We start from the raw sequence: 16,561 nt of genomic DNA, 5'->3' as shown, positions 1-16,561 counted from the left end.
TGGAACGGGTTCATCGTGCCCGGGTCCACATTGAGGTACGGGTCCAGCTTCTGCATCGTCACGCGCAGGCCACGGGCCTTCAGAAGCGCGCCGAGGCTGGAGGCCGTCAGCCCCTTACCGAGCGAAGAGGCGACACCCCCGGTGACGAAGAGGTGCTTGGTCGTCACGGCGCGGCCGTTCGCTGCCTTGCCGGAATGGGGCTGTGCCAAGAGGGGGCTCCCGTGGGTCGCGTGTCGAAGGTGACGTGGGCGGGAGGCTCGCGGCTCGCCGGGCGACGGGAGGCCGGCGAGTGCTCGGCGCTCGTAGGGTCGTCGGTTCGGCTGGTCCGGGGCGTTTGATCCCGCCGGTCCACGGGATACCAGGGTATCAGTGCCCCGACCGGGACGCCCTTCGGCCCGCGCGCGGCACTCCGGGAGCGTACGCCGGGCGCACCACCGGCGCATCATGCGCCGCACGAGTCACACCGGTCGCACCACCCGCCGGACCGGGCCAGCCGGAGCGCACCGTCCGGGCCATTGCGGCCCCTCCGTTACGGCCACCCGGAGCTGATCCTTCCGGACCATCCTGCGCCGCGCCTCCGCGATGCACGGCATTTCCGCCGAATTGCGGCGCCACACGAGGCTGCGCCCGCGTGCTTCGCCCCTTTCGTCCGTCGTAAGCTGCACGGACGCATCGCGACAGCACGAGCACGCGGAGGGCGTGGGAGCGTCAGGACACTCCCGGTCCCCGATGCGCGACCGGACCTCCTCGTAATCCAGCTCCTCCCCACCCACCCTCAGGGGCTCGACCGAGCCCCGCGCGGACACTCCAGCAAGGCCCGCCACCACCCCCCGGCGGACCGGACGTCCCGGGGTGAACCTCCGGCCCCGCAGACCGCTCGCTCCCCCGTTCGCCGATGCCCTGACCACATTGCGAACTGGAGATCCACGTGGCCGGCCGTATCGAGGACTACGCACTCATCGGGGACATGCAGACCGCTGCCCTGGTCAGCAGGGACGGGGCGGTGGACTGGCTGTGCCTTCCCCGCTTCGACTCGCCGGCCGTGTTCGCCGGCCTGCTCGGCACCGATGAACACGGCTTCTGGCGGATCGGGCCGGCCGAGGCCGTCGTGACCGAGCTCCCCGCCCCGGCCGCCACGGCCCTCACCACCGCCGGCCGGATCCGCATCGCCACCCCCGGCGACCTGCGCGTGCCCCCGCCCACCGCCGCCGCCCCCGCCCTGCCCGCCGACCGGCGCCGCTACCGGGGCGACTCGCTGATCCTGGAGCAGGAGTGGGACACCCAGGGCGGCACCGTCCGGGTGATCGACTTCATGCCGCCCCGCCCGCTGGCCGGCCGGGACGCCGTCCCCCAGGTGATCCGGATCGTCGAGGGCGTCGCCGGCGCCGTCCGGATGCGCTCGGCGCTGCGGATGCGCTTCTCGTACGGCCGGATCGTCCCCTGGGTGCACCGGGTGGAGCAGGCCGAGGGCGGCCACCGCACCGTCGCCATGGCCGGCCCGGACTCGGTCTGGCTGGACGGCGAGGCCGATACCTACGGCCGCAACCTCACCACCTACGCCGACTTCACCGTCCGGGCCGGTGAGCGGATCGCCTTCGCCCTCACCTGGCAGGCCTCCCACCTGGAGGCCCCGGCCGTCCCGGACGCCGAGGCCATGCTCGACGCCACCGCCGACTTCTGGCACGACTGGGCCGACCAGTGCACCTACCAGGGCCCCTACCGCGAGGCCGTGATCCGCTCGCTGATCACCCTCAAGGGCCTCACCTACGCCCCCACCGGCGGCATCGTCGCCGCCCCCACCACCTCCCTGCCGGAGGACATCGGCGGCGAGCGCAACTGGGACTACCGCTACACCTGGCTGCGCGACGCCGCGATCACCCTCTCCTCGCTACTGCGCACCGGCTACCGCGAGGAGGCCAAGGCCTGGCGCGAGTGGCTGCTGCGGGCCGTCGCCGGGGACCCGGAGAACCTGCAGATCATGTACGGCATCGCCGGCGAGCGCGAGCTCAACGAGACCTCCCTCGACTGGCTGCCCGGCTACGAGGGCTCCCAGCCCGTCCGGGTCGGCAACGGCGCCGCCGGACAGCTCCAGCTCGACGTCTACGGCGAGGTGGTGGAGGCCCTGCACCTGGCCCACATGACCGGCCTGGTCCGCAACGACCACGCCCACCACCTCCAGCTGCGCCTGATCGAGTACCTGGAGGACCACTGGCAGAACCCGGACGAGGGCATCTGGGAGGTCCGCGGACCGCGCCGGCACTTCGTCCACTCCAAGGTGATGGCCTGGGTCGCCGTCGACCGCACCATCAAGCTGCTGGAGCAGACCCCCGAGGACGCCCCCGCTGACGGCCACCTGGAGCGCTGGCGCGAGCTGCGGGACACCATCCACCGGGACGTCTGCGAGAAGGGCTACGACCCGGAGCGCAACACCTTCACCCAGTACTACGGCGGCCAGGAGCTGGACGCCTCGCTGCTGCTGATCCCCCAGGTGGGCTTCCTGCCGCCGGACGACAAGCGGGTGATCGGCACCATCGAGGCGATCCAGCGCGAACTGTCCACCGAGGACGGCTTCGTGCTGCGCTACCCGACCCACGACGAGTCGGGCAACAACGTGGACGGGCTGTCCGGCCACGAGGGCGCCTTCCTGGCCTGCTCGTTCTGGCTGGCCGACGACCTCGCCATGATCGGCCGGGTGCAGGAGGCCCGCGAGCTGTTCGACCGGCTGCTGTCGCTGCGCAACGACCTCGGGCTGCTCGCCGAGGAGTGGGACCCGCGGCTCAAGCGCCAGGTCGGCAACTTCCCGCAGGCCTTCAGCCACGTCCCGCTGATCGACACCGCCCTACGGCTGACCGCGTGCGGCGCCGCCTACCTGTCGGCCCAGCCGGACGGCCCGGCCGCCGACCGGGTCGAGCAGGCCACGGTCTAGAACCGCCTCAGGCGCGCTGAACCAACTCGTCGTAGGTGCTGAGCACCTGGGCGACGGTGGCGGCCTCGTCCGGCCAGGTCTCGGCCTGCTGCCGGCCGGCCGCCACCAGCTGCTCGCGGCGGGCCGGGTCGGCCAGCAGCTCGCGCACCGCCCGGCCGAGCGCCGCCGGATCGCCCGGTGGTACCAGCACGGCGGCGTCGCCGACCAGTTCGGGGATGCCGCCGACGGCGGTGGCGACCACCGGCACACCGGCCAGCATCGCCTCCTGGACCACCAGCGAACGGGCCTCCCAGCGGCTGGAGACCACCACCACGTCGGCGGCGGCCAGCAGGTCGGGCACGTCGGTGCGGTAGCCGAGCAGCCGCACCGGCAGCTTCTCGGCGGCCACCCGCTCGCGCAGCGGGCCGGCCTCCGGGCCGTCCCCCGCGACGAGCAGCAGCGGCTCCGGGTCCAGCGCGGCCAGCTCGCCGGTGGCGTCCAGCAGCAGTCCGAAGGCCTTCTGCGGGACGAGCCGGCCGACCGCCAGCACCAGCGGGCGGTCCGGGCCGTCGCCGAGCAGCGCGGCCCGCGCCTCGGCCCGGCCGATCCGGCCCTCGGGCGTCGGCGGGGCGGCGACCGGGCCCAGCCGGGCGTCGGTGGCGCCCAGTTCGCGGGCCCGGGCGACCAGGTCGGAGGAGGCGCCGAGGACCAGGTCGGCGGCGCGGGCCACCCGGCGCTCCATCAGCCGCTGCAGGCGCCGCTCCATGCCGGTGGCCAGCAGCGCGTGGTGCGAGGTGACCACCAGCGGGGTCTCCGGGCGCAGGCCCGGGAAGCGGCCGGCGGTGCGCAGCGCGAGGTCGGACAGCAGCCCGGCGCGCAGCCCGTGGGCGTGCACCACGTCGGCGCCGGTGAAGGCCCGGCGCAGCTCGCCGATCGCGGTGGCGTCGCTGCGGGCGCCCGCGGTGGGGGTGATGTCGACCGTGTGGAACCGCGCGCCCGTGCGGGAGAAGCCGAACAGCGCGTCCGTACCGGCCGGTGCGCAGACCGTCACGATCACCCCGTGCGCGACCAGGCCCTGGGCCAGGGAGCGCACGTGCGCACCGATGCCGCCGGTGCTGGCGGCCAGGACGAGTACCACGTGCAGCTGCCCCGGTTCCGGGGCGGCCGCGGTGGCCCGGGCAGCGGAATGGTCCACGTCGTCTCGCATCCGACTCGATCAGGTTCGCGCGCCGCTTCGCGAGGGTTGCCCGCCGGGCGGCGCTCGGGACTGGAAAGCCAGTGTCCAGCCGCCACCATGCCAGGTCGGCGGCCCTCTTGGACAGTCGGCACCACGGGGGGCGCGCCGTCGTCCTGCGGTGGGGGCCGCCGCCCGGGACTACCGGTGGCGGGGGGCCCGGGCGGCGGCCAGCAGCTCCTCGGCGTGGGCGCGGCCCAGCTCCGAGTCCTCCAGGCCGGCCAGCATCCGGGAGAGTTCGCGCACCCGCTCCTCGTCGTTCAGCACCTTGACGCCGGAGCGGGTCACGGTGCCGTCGTTGGTCTTCTCCACCACCAGGTGCCGGTCCGCGAACGCGGCCACCTGCGGCAGGTGGGTGACCACCACGACCTGGGCGGTTTCGGCCAGTTTGGCCAGCCGGCGGCCGATCTCGACCGCGGCCTTGCCGCCGACTCCCGCGTCCACCTCGTCGAACAGATAGGTGGGAACAGGGTCGGCGCCCGCGAAGACCACCTCGACGGCGAGCATCACCCGGGACAGCTCACCGCCCGAGGCGCCCTTGGCGATCGGGCGCGGCTGGGCGCCGGGGTGCGGGGCGAGCAGCACCTCGACCTCGTCCACGCCGTGCGGTCCGTACGCGACGCTGCGGCCGTCCACCTCGATCCCGGCCAGGTCGTCGAGCCGGGTGATCGAGAAGGTGACCCGGGCGTGCGGCATGGCCAGTTCGGCGAGTTCGGCGGAGACGGCCTCGGCGAAGCGCCCGGCGGCGGCCTGCCGGGCGGCCGACACCTCGGCCGCCAGCTCGGCCAACTCGGCCCGCAGCTGGGTCTCCTGGGCGCCGAGCTGGTCGATCCGCTCGTCGTCGCCGTCGAGTTCGGCGAGCCGGGCGGAGCCGTCCTCCGCCCAGGCGATCACCTCGGCGAGGCTGTTCTCCTCGCCGCCGTACTTGCGCAGCAGGTGGGCCAGCACGGCCCGGCGGTCCTCGACCGCGGCCAGCCGCACCGGGTCGGCGTCCAGGTCGGCGGCGTAGCCGGCCAGGTCCCCGGCGACGTCGGCCAGCAGGTAGCCGACCTCGTTCAGCCGGTCGGCCAGGGCGGCGAGGCGCTCGTCGTGGTGGCGCACCGCGTCCAGGGCGCGCCGGGACTGGGCGAGCAGGGTGCCCGCGTCCAGCGCCTCCGGGTCGGCCGGGTCGCCGGCCAGGGCGGCGTGGGCGAGGGTCGCCGCGGAGGACAGCGCGTCGGCGTGGCCGAGCCGCTCGGCCTCGGCGGCCAGCTCGACGTCCTCTCCGGCCACCGGCTCGGCGGCGGCGATCTCGTCCAGGCCGAAGCGGAGCAGGTCGGCCTCCTGGGCGCGCTCGCGGGCCCGGGTGGTCAGCTCCTCCAGGGTGGCCGAGACCTCGCGCAGGGCGCGGTAGGTCTCCCGGTAGCGGGCCAGCGGCTCGGCCACCGACTCGCCCGCGTAGCGGTCCAGCGCGCCGCGCTGGCGAGCCGGGCGCAGCAGCCGCTGCTGGTCGGTCTGGCCGTGCACGGCGATCAGGTCCTCGCCGAGCTCGGTGAGCAGCCCGACCGGCACGGCCCGCCCGCCGACGTACGCCCGGGAGCGCCCCTCGGCGGAGACGGTGCGGCTGACCAGCAGGGCGCCGTCGTCCAGCTCGGCCCCGGCCTCGACGGCGCGCGCCGCCACCGGGGAGTCGGCCGGCAGTTCCAGCCGGCCCTCCACCACGGCGCGTCCGGCGCCGTGCCGCACCAGGCCCGGGTCGGCGCGTCCGCCGAGCAGCAGGCCGAGGCTGGTCACGACCATGGTCTTGCCGGCGCCGGTCTCACCGGTCACGGCGGTGAAGCCGGGGGCCAGCTCGACCACCGCGTCGTCGATGACCCCAAGATCCCGTATCCGCATCTCGTCCAACACGGAGACGACCTTACGAGGTTCCGCCCCCGGAGCGCGACGAGCGGCAACGGCGCGCGGCAACTCGATGCCGCCGGGTTCACCCGTTCCGGGAGTTTTGGGCGGCGGTGGGCACCGTGCACCACGGCAGGAAGAGCTGCACCAGCGGGCCTATCAGCAGCGCGTACACGACCGTGCCGACGCCGGCGGTGCCACCGAGGAGCAGTCCGGCGGCCAGTACGGTCAGCTCGATGCCGGTGCGGATCAGCCGCAGCGATCGCCCGGTGCGCCGGTGCAGGCCCGTCATCAGGCCGTCGCGCGGGCCGGGGCCCAGACGCGCGCCGATGTAGAGGCCCGAGGCGACGCCGTTGAGCACCACCGCGGCGGCCATCAGCGCCACCCGGGCGGGCAGGCCGTGCGGGCCGCCGACCAGTCCCAGGGTGAGGTCCATCGCCGCGCCGATCATCAGCACGTTGGCGACGGTGCCCACCCCCGGGAGCTGGCGCAGCGGGATCCACAGCAGCAGGACGAGGGCGCCGCAGATCGTGACCCAGGCGCCCACGGTGAGTCCGAGCACCCGCTGCAGGCCCTGGTGGAAGACGTCCCAGGGGTCGAGGCCCAGACCGGAGCGGAGCATCAGCGCCATGCTGACCCCGTACAGGGTGAGGCCGACGGCCAGCTGCGGGAGGCGCCGGCCCAGCGCGTGGGTGTCGCCGAGGACCTTGACGGCGAGACCCGCCCGGGCGGCCGGTCGGGCGGCGGTCGTGGACGTCGCGGCGGACGTGGCAGTCACGGCGGTCGTGGCAGTCACGGCGGTCGTGGACGTCGGGGTCGTGGACGTCGGGGTGGTCGTGGTGGCCAACGGTGCTCCCTGCGGATGGTGCCGCACCCCGGGGGGTGGCCCCGGTGGTGGCGGCTCGACGGCCGCGGTGCCATGATGAGCGGGCCAATACCGCCCACGACAGGGCCAATCCAGAGCAAGTGGACTGATGCGCGATGGCCGACTGGCACACCACCGTCACCCCGCCCGCACTGGCGAGGCTGCTCGCCACCGCCCGGCTCCCCGAGCCGGCCACCGCGCGCCGCCCCGCCTACCGCACCCTCGCCGGGCAGATCCGGCTGCTGGTCACCGAGGGCCGGCTGCCGGTCGGCGCCCGGCTGCCCGCCGAACGCGAGCTCGCCTCCGCACTGGACCTCAGCCGCACCACCGTCGCCACCGCCTACGAGACCCTGCGCGGCGACGGCTACCTGCACAGCCGCCGCGGCGCCGGCAGCTGGACCTCCCTGCCCGAGGGCGCCCCGCCGCCCAGCGACGCCCTGCACCCCGTCCCGCCGGACGAACAGGGCCGGATCCTGGACCTCGGCGTCGCCGCCCTGCCCGCCCCGCAGCCCTGGTTCGGCCGGGCCGCCGCCCTGGCCGTCGAACTGCTGCCGCACTACGCCGCCGGGCACGGCCACTACCCCACCGGCGTCCCGGTGCTGCGCGAGGCCGTCGCCCGCCGCTACACCGAGCGCGGGCTGCCCACCACCCCCGACCAGATCCTGGTCACCACCGGCGCGATGGGCGGCCTGCACCTGGTCCAGCGGGTGCTGGTCGGCCGCGGCGACCGGGTCGCCGTCGAGGCCCCCAGTTACGCCCACACCCTCCAGGCCCTGCGCCTCACCGGAGCCCGCCTGGTGCCGGTCCCCTACGCCTCCGGCCCCGAGCCGAAGGGCGCGCCGGAGCGACGAACCCCGGCCCCGGCCCCGGCCCCGGCCCCGGGTCCGAGCGTCCGGAGGCCGGCGGGCGGATCACAGTCCCATTGGGACCTGGAGGAGTGGCAGCGGGTCCTGCGCGGGGCCGCTCCCAGGGTCGCGTACGTCATCCCGGACTTCCACAACCCGACCGGCACGCTGATCGACGAGGAGCAGCGCCGCCGGCTGCTGGCCGCCGCCCGGGCCGCCGGGAGCATCGTGCTGGTGGACGAGACCACCGCCGAACTCGGCTGGGGCGTCCCGGAGTCCACGCCGCTGCCGCGCCCGATGGCGGCGCTGGACCGCTCCGCCCAGGTGGTCACCGTCGGCTCGGCCGGCAAGCTGCTCTGGGGCGGGCTCCGGATCGGCTGGGTCCGGGCCGCGCCCGCGCTCGTCCGGCGGCTGGCCACCGAACGGGTCTACAGCGACGTCGGCACCCCGGTGCTCGACCAGCTGATCGCCGCCGAGCTGCTGGGCGAGCCGCTCCGGGACGTCCGCGCCCACCAGTTGGACCGGCTGCGGGCCACCGCCCACGCCTTCGCCGCCGCGCTGTCCGAGCAGCTGCCGGACTGGGGCTCCCCGCTCCCGCCCGGCGGCCTCTCGCTCTGGGTCTCCACCGGCGGCCTGTCCGGCGCGGCGCTGGCCCAGGCCGGGGAGCCCGCCGGGGTCCGGATCGCGGCCGGCAACCGGTTCGGCTCGGACGGCGCCTTCGAGCACCACATCCGGCTCCCGCTCACCGTGCCCGCCGCGGCCGTCCCCGCCGCCGTCGAACGGCTGGCCGCGGTGGCCGCCCGCGCGACGGCGGGCGGCCGCTACGGCCCGGCCGACGAGGGCCAGGCCCTGGCGGTCTGACGGCCCGGCGGTCCGAGCGCCTGAGCGGCTGTCAGCAGGGCTGGTTCGACCGCCCGCGCCAACCCGTCACCGGGAGCGCGAACTTGGCCACCAGCCGGTCGGTGAACGGCGCCCGGTGCAGCCGGGCCAGCCGCACCGGCGTCCGCCCCCGGCGCACCTCCACCCGTGCCCCGGCGGGCAGTTCGACCGAACGCCGCCCGTCGCACCAGAGCACCCCGTGCGGGGTCTTCGGCTGCACCTCGACGGCCAGCACCGAGTCCGGCGAGGTCACCAGCGGCCGGGCGAACAGCGCGTGCGCGGAGATCGGCACCATCAGCAGCGCCTCCACCTCCGGCCACACCACCGGCCCGCCGCCCGAGAACGCGTACGCGGTCGAGCCGGTCGGCGTCGCGCAGACCACCCCGTCGCAGCCGAAGTTGGAGACCGGGCGGCCGTCCACCTCGGTCACCACCTCCAACATCCGTTCCCGGGACGCCTTCTCGATCGACGCCTCGTTCAACGCCCAGTCCTGGTGCACCACATCGCCGTTGGTCCGGACGATGACGTCGAGCGTCATCCGCTCCTCGACCTCGTAGTCGGCGTCGACCACCCGCTCGACCACCACGGCGAGGTCGTCCCGCTCGGCCTCGGCCAGGAAGCCGACCCGGCCGAGGTTGATGCCCAGCATCGGCAGCCCGTGCGAGCGCGCCAACTCCGCGCCGCGCAGCAGCGTCCCGTCGCCGCCGGCGACCAGGATCAGCTCGCAGCCGTCCGCCGCGCCCGGTCCCTCGGCGACCTTCTCGACCCCCTCCGGCAGGTCGAGGTCCACTGCCTCGGCCTCCAGCAGCCTGATCCGGAGCCCCGCCTTCAGCAGCCCGTGCACCAGAGCCTCGACGCTGCGCAGCGCCGCCTCCCGGCCGGTGTGCGCGATCAGGAAGACCGTACGTTCTTCATCGCTCATGCCGCTGCCCTCTCCCTACGCCTGCCGGGTCGACCTCGGCCCGGTGCGGCCGCGCCATACAGCATGACGGGCCGGACGCTCGCAGAGCACCCTACCGGGGCCCTTCCGCCACGGCCCGGTCCGCCTCCGCGGGGTCCAGCCGCGGGGCGTCCCGGCGCATCCAGAGGAAGTACTCGACGTTCCCCGACGGCCCCGGCAGGGGGCTCGCGGTGACCGCGCGCACGCCCAGCCCCAGCTCCCACGCCTGCCCGGCCACCTGGCGCACCATCTCGGCGCGCAGCTGAGGGCTGCGCACCACCCCGCCGCTGCCGAGCCGCTCCTTGCCGATCTCGAACTGCGGCTTGACCATCAGCACCAGGTCCGCGTCCTCGGCCGCGCAGCCGGCCAGCGCCGGCAGCACCAGCCCCAGCGAGATGAAGGACAGGTCGCCGACCACCAGGTCGACGGGGGTGCCGCCGATCATCTCCGGCGTCAGTTCGCGGACGTTGGTCCGGTCCATCACCGTCACCCGCTCGTCGCTCTGCAGCGACCAGGCGAGCTGCCCGTAGCCGACGTCCACCGCCAGCACGTGGGCGGCCCCGGCCCGCAGCAGCACATCGGTGAACCCGCCGGTGGAGGCACCGGCGTCCAGCGCCCGGCGGCCCTCGACCACCAGGCCCTGCGGCACGAAGGCCGCGAACGCCCCGGCGAGCTTGTGCCCGCCGCGCGAGACGTAGTCGGGGTCGTTCTCGTCCTTGGCCACCACGACCGCCGCCGAGGTCTCCACCTGGGTGGCCGGCTTGGTCGCGGTGGTGCCGCCGACGGTCACCCGGCCGGCCGCGATCAGCTCGGACGCGTGCTCACGCGATCGGGCCAGCTTGCGGCGGACCAGTTCCGCGTCGAGTCGGCGTCGTGCCACTGCCACTGGTGCTTCAGCTCCTACGAGTCCTGCGGATCAATCCCGGTCGAGCGCGGCCAGCGTGTCGGCGAGCCGCTGGTGAACATCTTCGTACACCGCGACGTGCGCCTCGGCCGGGACCCCGTCCAGAGCCTCCAGCCGGGCCAGCCCGGCGTCCACCCCGGGATGCCCGGTGGGCAGCAGTTCGACGCCGAGCGGCCCGGCCGTGTCCACCGGGCCGCCGCCCTCACTCGTCCCGGTCATCGGGCTTCTTCGCGCTGGTGGCCTTGCGGACCGTGGACTTCCTCGTCGCCGTGCGCTTGGCCGCCGCCTTGGGTTCGGCGCCGTTCCGACCCGGCTGCTTCCGCCGCTCGGCGGCACTCTTCCTGACGGCCGCCTTCTTCGCGACGGCCGCCTTCTTCGCGGCCGCCTTCTTCGCGGGCGCCTTCTTCGCGACGGGCCCTTCCTCCGTCCCAGTGGCGGGCGCCCCCATCTTCCCGGCGGCGGGGTCCTCGGCCGCCTCGGCGACGGCCTCCCGCAGGGCCGCCTCCGTCTTCGGCGACAACGGCGGATCGACCTCGACCGGCTCGTCCACCTCCACCCGCTCGGCCACCACCGGCTCCGTCGCCACCGGCTCGTCCTCGAACTCCCAGCCGCGCCCGAACAGGTCGTCCGCGCGGGGCGCGGGCGTCGGCCCGTCCTCCTGGCGCGGCGCCGCGTACCGGTCCGGCGCCGGCTTCGGCTTCGTCGCGGCCGGCTCCTCCTCGACCTCGCGCAGCTTGCTCTCCAGGTACGCCAGCACCACGCCGACCTTGGTCACCTGGTCGCCGACCTTCTCGAAGGCCTTCTCCACCTCGCTGCGCGCCACCCCGACGGCCAGGTCCACCCCGGCCCGCCCCGCGGTGACCGCCTCCTCCGCCAGGGTCTGCAGCGTCTTCGCCGACGGCGGGAACTGCCCGCCCAGCTTCCGCTCGACCTCGGAGACGTCGACGCCGGTCTTCTCCAGGACCGCGGCCGCCGTGTCGGCGACCCGCTTACCGACCTCCTCCACCACCACGGCGGCGGCCGCCACCGCTCCCCGCACCGTCCTCGGCAGCATCCGGGTGCCTCCTCCGCGCCTGCGCGCGCCTCGCTCCGTCGCCCTCGGCGCCCGGGCGTTTCCGGGCACCCCACTGACGACGCTACCGCCAAAACCCTCCTGAGGTACCGTGGCCCGGCAGTCCGCACCGCAGCGACCTGGGGATGGAGCGACCGCCATGGCGAACGCCGAGGAGTGCCGGGAAGCACTGGAACAGCTCAGCCGGAACATGTCGAACTCCACCGGCGACGTCCGCAAGGCCGCCGCCCTCGACCGCTCGCTCAGCTGCCGGATCACCGACCTCGACCTGACCTTCACCGGCCAGCTGCGCGACGGCCGGATCCAGGACGTCGTCACCACACCCGGGCGGCCCACCGAGAAGGCCGCCATCCGGCTCACCATGGCCAGCGACGACCTGGTCGCGCTGGTCGGCGGCGACCTCAACTTCGCCGCCGCCTGGGCGAGCGGCCGGATCAAGCTGGAGGCCGGCCTGCGCGACCTGCTGCGGCTGCGCACCCTGCTCTGAGGCCCCCGCCCTGCGGCCCCGCGCCGAGGCCCCGCACCGAGGCCCCCGCGCGGCAGCCGCGCACCGAGGCCCCGCGCTGCGGCCCAGCACCGAGGCCCCCGGCCGGCCCGGACCGGCCGCCGAACGGTCAGAAGCCGAGCTCGGCCAGCGCCTTCCGCCCGTCCACCGGCCCGCCGTCCGCCGCGTCCAGCGCCGTCCAGGCCGCCGCGCACAGTGCCCGCAGGCCGTCCCAGCGGTCCCCGGAGCCGGCCAGCCGCAGCTCGCCGCCCTCCGCCGTAGCGGTCCACCCGCCGCAGGAGAACCCGCCGTCCGCCGCCGTCACCGCCGGCTGCGGGACCAGCAGCCCGCGCAGGTCCGCCGCCAGGTACGTCGGCCGGTGCTCGACCGGGGCCCCCAGCAGCTGCGCCGGGGTGGTGACGCCGGTGAACACCAACAGGCTGTCCACCCCGCCGTTGAACGCGCCCTCGATGTCCGTGTCCAACCGGTCACCGACCACCAGCGGACGCCGGGCGCCGGTCCGCAGCACGGTCTCCCGGTGCATCGGCGGCAGCGGCTTGCCCGCCACCTCCGGCTCCACCCCGACCGCCGCCCGCACCGCCGCCACCAGCGTCCCGTTGCCGGGCGCGATGCCGCGCGCGGTCGGCACCGTCATGTCGGTGTTCGAGGCGACCCACGGCAGCCCGGCGCGCACCGCGTACGCCGCCTCGGCCAGCTGCGGCCAGCCCACCGACGGGTCGAAGCCCTGGACCACCGCGAGCGGCTCCTCCGCCATCGAGCGGACCGCCACCAGCCCGCGTTCGGCCAGCGCCTCCTCCAGCCCCGGACCGCCCACCACCAGCACCTTCGCCCCGGCGGGCACCTTCTCGGCGACCACCCGGGCGGCCGCCTGGGCCGAATTGATGACGTCGGCCGGCTCGGCGGGCACGCCCAGCTCGGTCAGGTGCTCGGCGACCACCCGCGGCGGGCGGGAGGCGTTGTTGGTCACGTACGCGAGCCGCATCCCGGCGGTACGGGCGGCCTCCAGCGAGTCCACCGCGTGCTCGATCGCGTCCGGGCCGGCGTAGACCACGCCGTCCAGGTCCAGCAGCGCCGTGTCGTACGCCTCGGTCAGCGGGCGGTCGCTGCCGCCGGGGGCGGTCCGTCGTGCGGTGGTGGCCGTCTCGGTCATGCCTGCCCAATCTCGTCCACCGCAGCGTCGTGGTGCGCTGCGGTCCGTCTGCTCGTCACTCCCGCCCGGTCAGACGTCGTCGTCGACGCCCTCGGGCTCTCCCCCGGCCTGCCGCGGCAGGCTCGGCTCCCGGCCCTGGTCCTCCCGGTACCCGGGTGCGCCGGGCAGCAGCGGGCCGAACGCCCCGGCGCGGGCCGCCAGCGTCGCCCTGGTCTGCCGCAGCGCCGACCGGTAGTGGTCGGTCTCCGGGCGCATGGCCACGGCCAGCGCCAGGTGCTCGGCCGAGGTCTCGAAGTCACCCAGCCGGGCCGCCGCGACGCCCCACCCGAACTGAGCGTAGTCGTCCGACGGATCGGCCAGCGCCACGGCCCGGAAGTTCTCCAGCGCCGCCGCGTACGAACCGGCGTCGAACTGCGCCCGGGCCAGCGCCTCCCGGATGCTGCGCGAGTGCGGTTCGGCCTCCGCCGCCCGGGCCAGCAGCTGCTCGGCCGCCGCCGGGTGGCCCTGGGCCAGCAGCTTCGCGCCCCGGCGGAACCAGTCGTAGACGTCCCCCGCGGGCTCCCCGGGCCGCCCCTGGGCCGGGACGCCCCCCGTCGGCGGCTGCTCGCCCGGCCCGCCGCCGTCCGGCCGTTCCTGCCCGTCCTCCATGCCGTACCTCGCCCTCGGTCGTACACCCGCCCGACCGTTCGGCACGGGCATTCGGATCTCTCAACAACGCGTACCCGGTTACGATGCCCAGAATGAGCACACCCAGTGCAGAAGACGGAGTCGAGACTCCCGTGGGCGGCCCCGGTGACCCCGGGCACGTCGCCACCGCAGGCCTGTCCCTGTCCCCCTTCCGTGGCCTGCGCTACGTCCCCGACCGGGTCGGCGCGCTGGCCGCGGTGATGTCCCCGCCCTACGACGTCGTCGACCCGGGGCGCCGGCTGGACCTGGAGACGGCCGACCCGCACAACGTGGTCCGGCTGATCCTGCCCCGGCCCGAGCCCGAGGACGCCGGCGACCGACCCGACCGCGACACCAAGTACCGGCACGCCGCCCGGCTGCTGGCCGACTGGCAGCGCGAGGGCGTCCTCGCCGCCGACCCGGACCCGGCGATCTACGTCTACGAGCAGCGGGTCCCGGCCACCGACGACGCGCCCGAGCTGCTCCAGCGCGGTCTGATCGGCGCCCTCGCGGTGAGCGGCCCCGAGGTCGGCGTCGTCCTCCCGCACGAGGACGTCATGCCCCGGCCGGTCGCCGACCGGGTCGGGCTGATGCGCACCACCCGGGCCAATCTCGAACCGCTGCTGCTCACCTACCGGGGCAACGGCGGCGCCTCCGGCGTCATCGAGCGGACGGTCGAGGGCGCGCCGCTGCTGTCCACCACGACCAGCGACGGCACCCACCACCGCCTGTGGGCCGTCACCGACCCCGCCATGCTCGGCGAGATCAGCCGCGACCTGGCCACCTGCCGGGCGCTGATCGCCGACGGCCACCACCGCTGGGCGATGTACCTGCGGCTCCAGCGCGAGCACCGCCACCTGCCGCGCAGCCCGTGGGACCGCGGCATGGTGCTGCTGGTGGACACCGCCCGCTACCCGCTGCGGGTCCGGGCCATCCACCGCGTGCTGTACCGGCTGCCGGTGGCCGAGGCGCTGGAGAAGCTCGGCGACCAGTGGCAGGTCAAGGAGGTCCCCGGCCCGCTGCCCGCCGCCCTCCAGGCGCTCGCCGAGCAGAAGCGGCAGGGCGGCAACGGCTTCGTCCTCACCGGCGGCGACGGAGTCTTCTGGCTGCTCAGCGAGCCCGAGGAGGCCCTGCTCGACGCGACCGTGCCGCACGACCGGCCCGAGGAATGGCGCCACCTGGACGCCACCGTGCTGCACGCCACCCTGCTCGACCACACCTGGCACGTCCCCGACGGCCCCGACGACATCGGCTACCTGCACACCGCCGTGGCCGCCGAGCGCGAGGCCGCCCGCGCGGGCGGGACGGCCGTCCTGCTCCACCCGGTCCGGGAGAGCGTGGTGCGGCGACTGGCCGAACAGGGCGTCACCATGCCGCGCAAGTCCACCTCCTTCGGGCCGAAGCCGGCCACCGGACTGGTGCTTCGCAGCCTTCCGCTGGGGTGACGGGGCCCCGGACGCCGTGAGGCCCTGCCGTTCCCGGGGAACGGCAGGGCCTCACGGCGTTTCAGGGCGCTCAGGCCTGGGCGTCGTCGCCCTTGGCCTCGTCCTTGTCGGCCTTCTCGGCCTCGGGGGCCTTGTCGGCCTCGGCACGCTCGGGCACCACGCCGTCGAAGTCCTCGTCGATTTCGAGGTCGTCCTCGTCGTAGTACTCCTCGACGTCCTCCTCGTCCTCGAAGATCACGCGGTCCTCGGAGTTGTCGCCGCCGCGCTTCTTCGCCGGGGCGTCGACCTGCTCGGCGTCGTCCTCCGCCAGCTCCGGGTCGAGCGCGTCGGTGAACTCCACGCCGTCGATCTCGGCCAGGCGCTCAGAGGCGTTGGTCGAACCGTCGGTGTCGGCCTCGGCGGCCTTGGCGAACCAGTCACGGGCCTCGTCGCCACGGCCGGCCGCGATCAGCGCCTCGGCGTAGGCGTACCGCAGGCGGGCGGTCCACGAGTGCACGGTGCTGGAGGCCAGCTCCGGGCTCTGCAGGGTGACGACCGCGGCGTCGAACTGCTCCATGTCGCTGCGGGCACCGGCCGCCACCAGGCGCATCTCGACCTGGCCGGCCTTGTCCAGCTGCTTCACCTCGGGCTCACCGGCCATCGCCAGCGCCCGCTCCGGACGGCCCAGACCGCGCTCGCAGTCGGCCATGACGGGCCACAGGTCGGCGCGGCCGGTCATCCGACGGGCGGCGCGGAACTCGGTCAGCGCCTCGGAGTACCGCTGCGTCATGTACGAGGCGAACCCGGCCGCTTCGCGGACGGCGGCCACGCGGGAGGCCAGTCGCAGCGCGACGCGCGAGTACTGGTAGGCCTCCTCCGGCTCGCTGTCGAGCAGGCGGGCCACCATCACCAGGTTGCGGGCGACGTCGTCCGCGAGGGTCTTGGGCAGGCTCTTGAGCTCCTGGCGCACGTCCGCGTCCAGCTCGAAGCCGGTGACGTCCTCCGGGATCGGCAGGCGCCTGACGGGCTCGTAGTTGCCGCGGCGGTCGTCGTAGTCCCGACGGTCACGGTCGCCGCCGCGGTCGTCCCGGCGGTCGCCGCCACGGAAGCCGCCCTGGCGGTCGTCACGGCGGAACCCACCACGGTCGCCACCGCGGTCGTCACGGCGGAACCCACCACGGTCGCCACCGCGGTCATCGCGGCGGAACCCGCCGCGGTCGCCGCCGCGGTCGTCGCGGTCGCGGTTGAAGCCACCCTGCGGACGGTCGTCGCGACGGAAGCCGCCACCCTGCGG

The 16,561-nt window shown here is 75.3% G+C and carries 14 protein-coding genes and 1 pseudogene; 4 read left to right on the top strand and 11 right to left on the bottom strand.

Annotation, left to right across the window (positions count from 1 at the left end; translation table 11 throughout):
* Positions 1–209: pseudogene (locus ACIRVF_RS42530) on the bottom strand (CTP synthase); the annotation flags it as partial.
* Positions 210–928: 719 nt separating this feature from the next.
* Here ACIRVF_RS42530 and ACIRVF_RS42525 point away from each other — a divergent pair.
* Positions 929–2,926, top strand: a complete 1,998-nt coding sequence (locus ACIRVF_RS42525) for a glycoside hydrolase family 15 protein (protein WP_402830489.1) — start codon at positions 929–931, stop codon at positions 2,924–2,926.
* A gap of 7 nt (positions 2,927–2,933) precedes the next feature.
* On the opposite strand, the gene ACIRVF_RS42520 is transcribed toward ACIRVF_RS42525, so the two are convergent.
* The 3 genes from ACIRVF_RS42520 to ACIRVF_RS42510 all read right to left on the bottom strand — a co-directional run bounded on the left by ACIRVF_RS42520 (position 2,934) and on the right by ACIRVF_RS42510 (position 6,702).
* The gene (locus ACIRVF_RS42520) at positions 2,934–4,100 is read right to left on the bottom strand and encodes a glycosyltransferase family 4 protein (RefSeq protein WP_402830486.1); all 1,167 of its coding nucleotides are present in this window, start codon (positions 4,098–4,100) and stop codon (positions 2,934–2,936) included.
* Positions 4,101–4,280: 180 nt separating this feature from the next.
* Positions 4,281–6,014: a DNA repair protein RecN gene (recN, locus tag ACIRVF_RS42515; RefSeq protein WP_402830501.1), complete on the bottom strand. Its 1,734-nt coding sequence runs from the start codon at positions 6,012–6,014 to the stop codon at positions 4,281–4,283.
* An 88-nt stretch (positions 6,015–6,102) separates the two neighbouring features.
* Entirely contained in the window at positions 6,103–6,702 is a 600-nt protein-coding gene (locus ACIRVF_RS42510; protein WP_402830498.1) for a YitT family protein, read from the bottom strand.
* A gap of 296 nt (positions 6,703–6,998) precedes the next feature.
* Between ACIRVF_RS42510 and ACIRVF_RS42505 the strand changes: the two genes are divergently transcribed.
* Positions 6,999–8,588: a PLP-dependent aminotransferase family protein gene (locus tag ACIRVF_RS42505; RefSeq protein WP_402830483.1), complete on the top strand. Its 1,590-nt coding sequence runs from the start codon at positions 6,999–7,001 to the stop codon at positions 8,586–8,588.
* Positions 8,589–8,619: 31 nt separating this feature from the next.
* Here the strand turns inward: ACIRVF_RS42505 and ACIRVF_RS42500 are convergent, their stop codons facing one another.
* The 4 genes from ACIRVF_RS42500 to ACIRVF_RS42485 form a co-directional block, all read right to left on the bottom strand.
* Entirely contained in the window at positions 8,620–9,528 is a 909-nt protein-coding gene (locus tag ACIRVF_RS42500; protein ID WP_402830480.1) for an NAD kinase, read from the bottom strand.
* A gap of 91 nt (positions 9,529–9,619) precedes the next feature.
* A complete protein-coding gene (locus ACIRVF_RS42495) occupies positions 9,620–10,426 on the bottom strand; it encodes a TlyA family RNA methyltransferase (protein WP_402830495.1) in 807 nt (268 codons plus the stop codon).
* 36 nt (positions 10,427–10,462) lie between these two features.
* Positions 10,463–10,669: a hypothetical protein gene (locus tag ACIRVF_RS42490; RefSeq protein ID WP_402830477.1), complete on the bottom strand. Its 207-nt coding sequence runs from the start codon at positions 10,667–10,669 to the stop codon at positions 10,463–10,465.
* Positions 10,653–11,504, bottom strand: coding sequence for a hypothetical protein (locus ACIRVF_RS42485; protein ID WP_402830475.1), 852 nt, complete (start codon positions 11,502–11,504; stop codon positions 10,653–10,655). Before ACIRVF_RS42485 ends, ACIRVF_RS42490 begins: the two co-directional genes overlap by 17 nt.
* Positions 11,505–11,661: 157 nt before the next feature.
* On the opposite strand from ACIRVF_RS42485, the gene ACIRVF_RS42480 reads away from it, so the two are divergent.
* A complete protein-coding gene (locus ACIRVF_RS42480) occupies positions 11,662–12,009 on the top strand; it encodes an alkyl sulfatase C-terminal domain-containing protein (protein ID WP_402830472.1) in 348 nt (115 codons plus the stop codon).
* Between the two features lie 127 nt (positions 12,010–12,136).
* Here the strand turns inward: ACIRVF_RS42480 and ACIRVF_RS42475 are convergent, their stop codons facing one another.
* Entirely contained in the window at positions 12,137–13,177 is a 1,041-nt protein-coding gene (locus tag ACIRVF_RS42475; protein ID WP_402830470.1) for an HAD-IIA family hydrolase, read from the bottom strand.
* Between the two features lie 69 nt (positions 13,178–13,246).
* Positions 13,247–13,825 (bottom strand): tetratricopeptide repeat protein, encoded by a 579-nt coding sequence (locus ACIRVF_RS42470; protein ID WP_402830467.1) that lies wholly within the window; start codon positions 13,823–13,825, stop codon positions 13,247–13,249.
* Between the two features lie 92 nt (positions 13,826–13,917).
* Between ACIRVF_RS42470 and ACIRVF_RS42465 the strand changes: the two genes are divergently transcribed.
* Entirely contained in the window at positions 13,918–15,288 is a 1,371-nt protein-coding gene (locus ACIRVF_RS42465) for a DUF1015 family protein (RefSeq protein ID WP_402830464.1), read from the top strand.
* A 70-nt stretch (positions 15,289–15,358) separates the two neighbouring features.
* On the opposite strand, the gene ACIRVF_RS42460 is transcribed toward ACIRVF_RS42465, so the two are convergent.
* Positions 15,359–16,282, bottom strand: coding sequence for a hypothetical protein (locus ACIRVF_RS42460; protein WP_402830492.1), 924 nt, complete (start codon positions 16,280–16,282; stop codon positions 15,359–15,361).
* Between the last annotated feature and the right edge of the window lie 279 nt (positions 16,283–16,561).

This window comes from Kitasatospora sp. NPDC101157, from assembly GCF_044768255.1.
GTDB lineage: Bacteria > Actinomycetota > Actinomycetes > Streptomycetales > Streptomycetaceae > Kitasatospora.
This window is presented reverse-complemented; position numbering and strand designations above follow the sequence as displayed.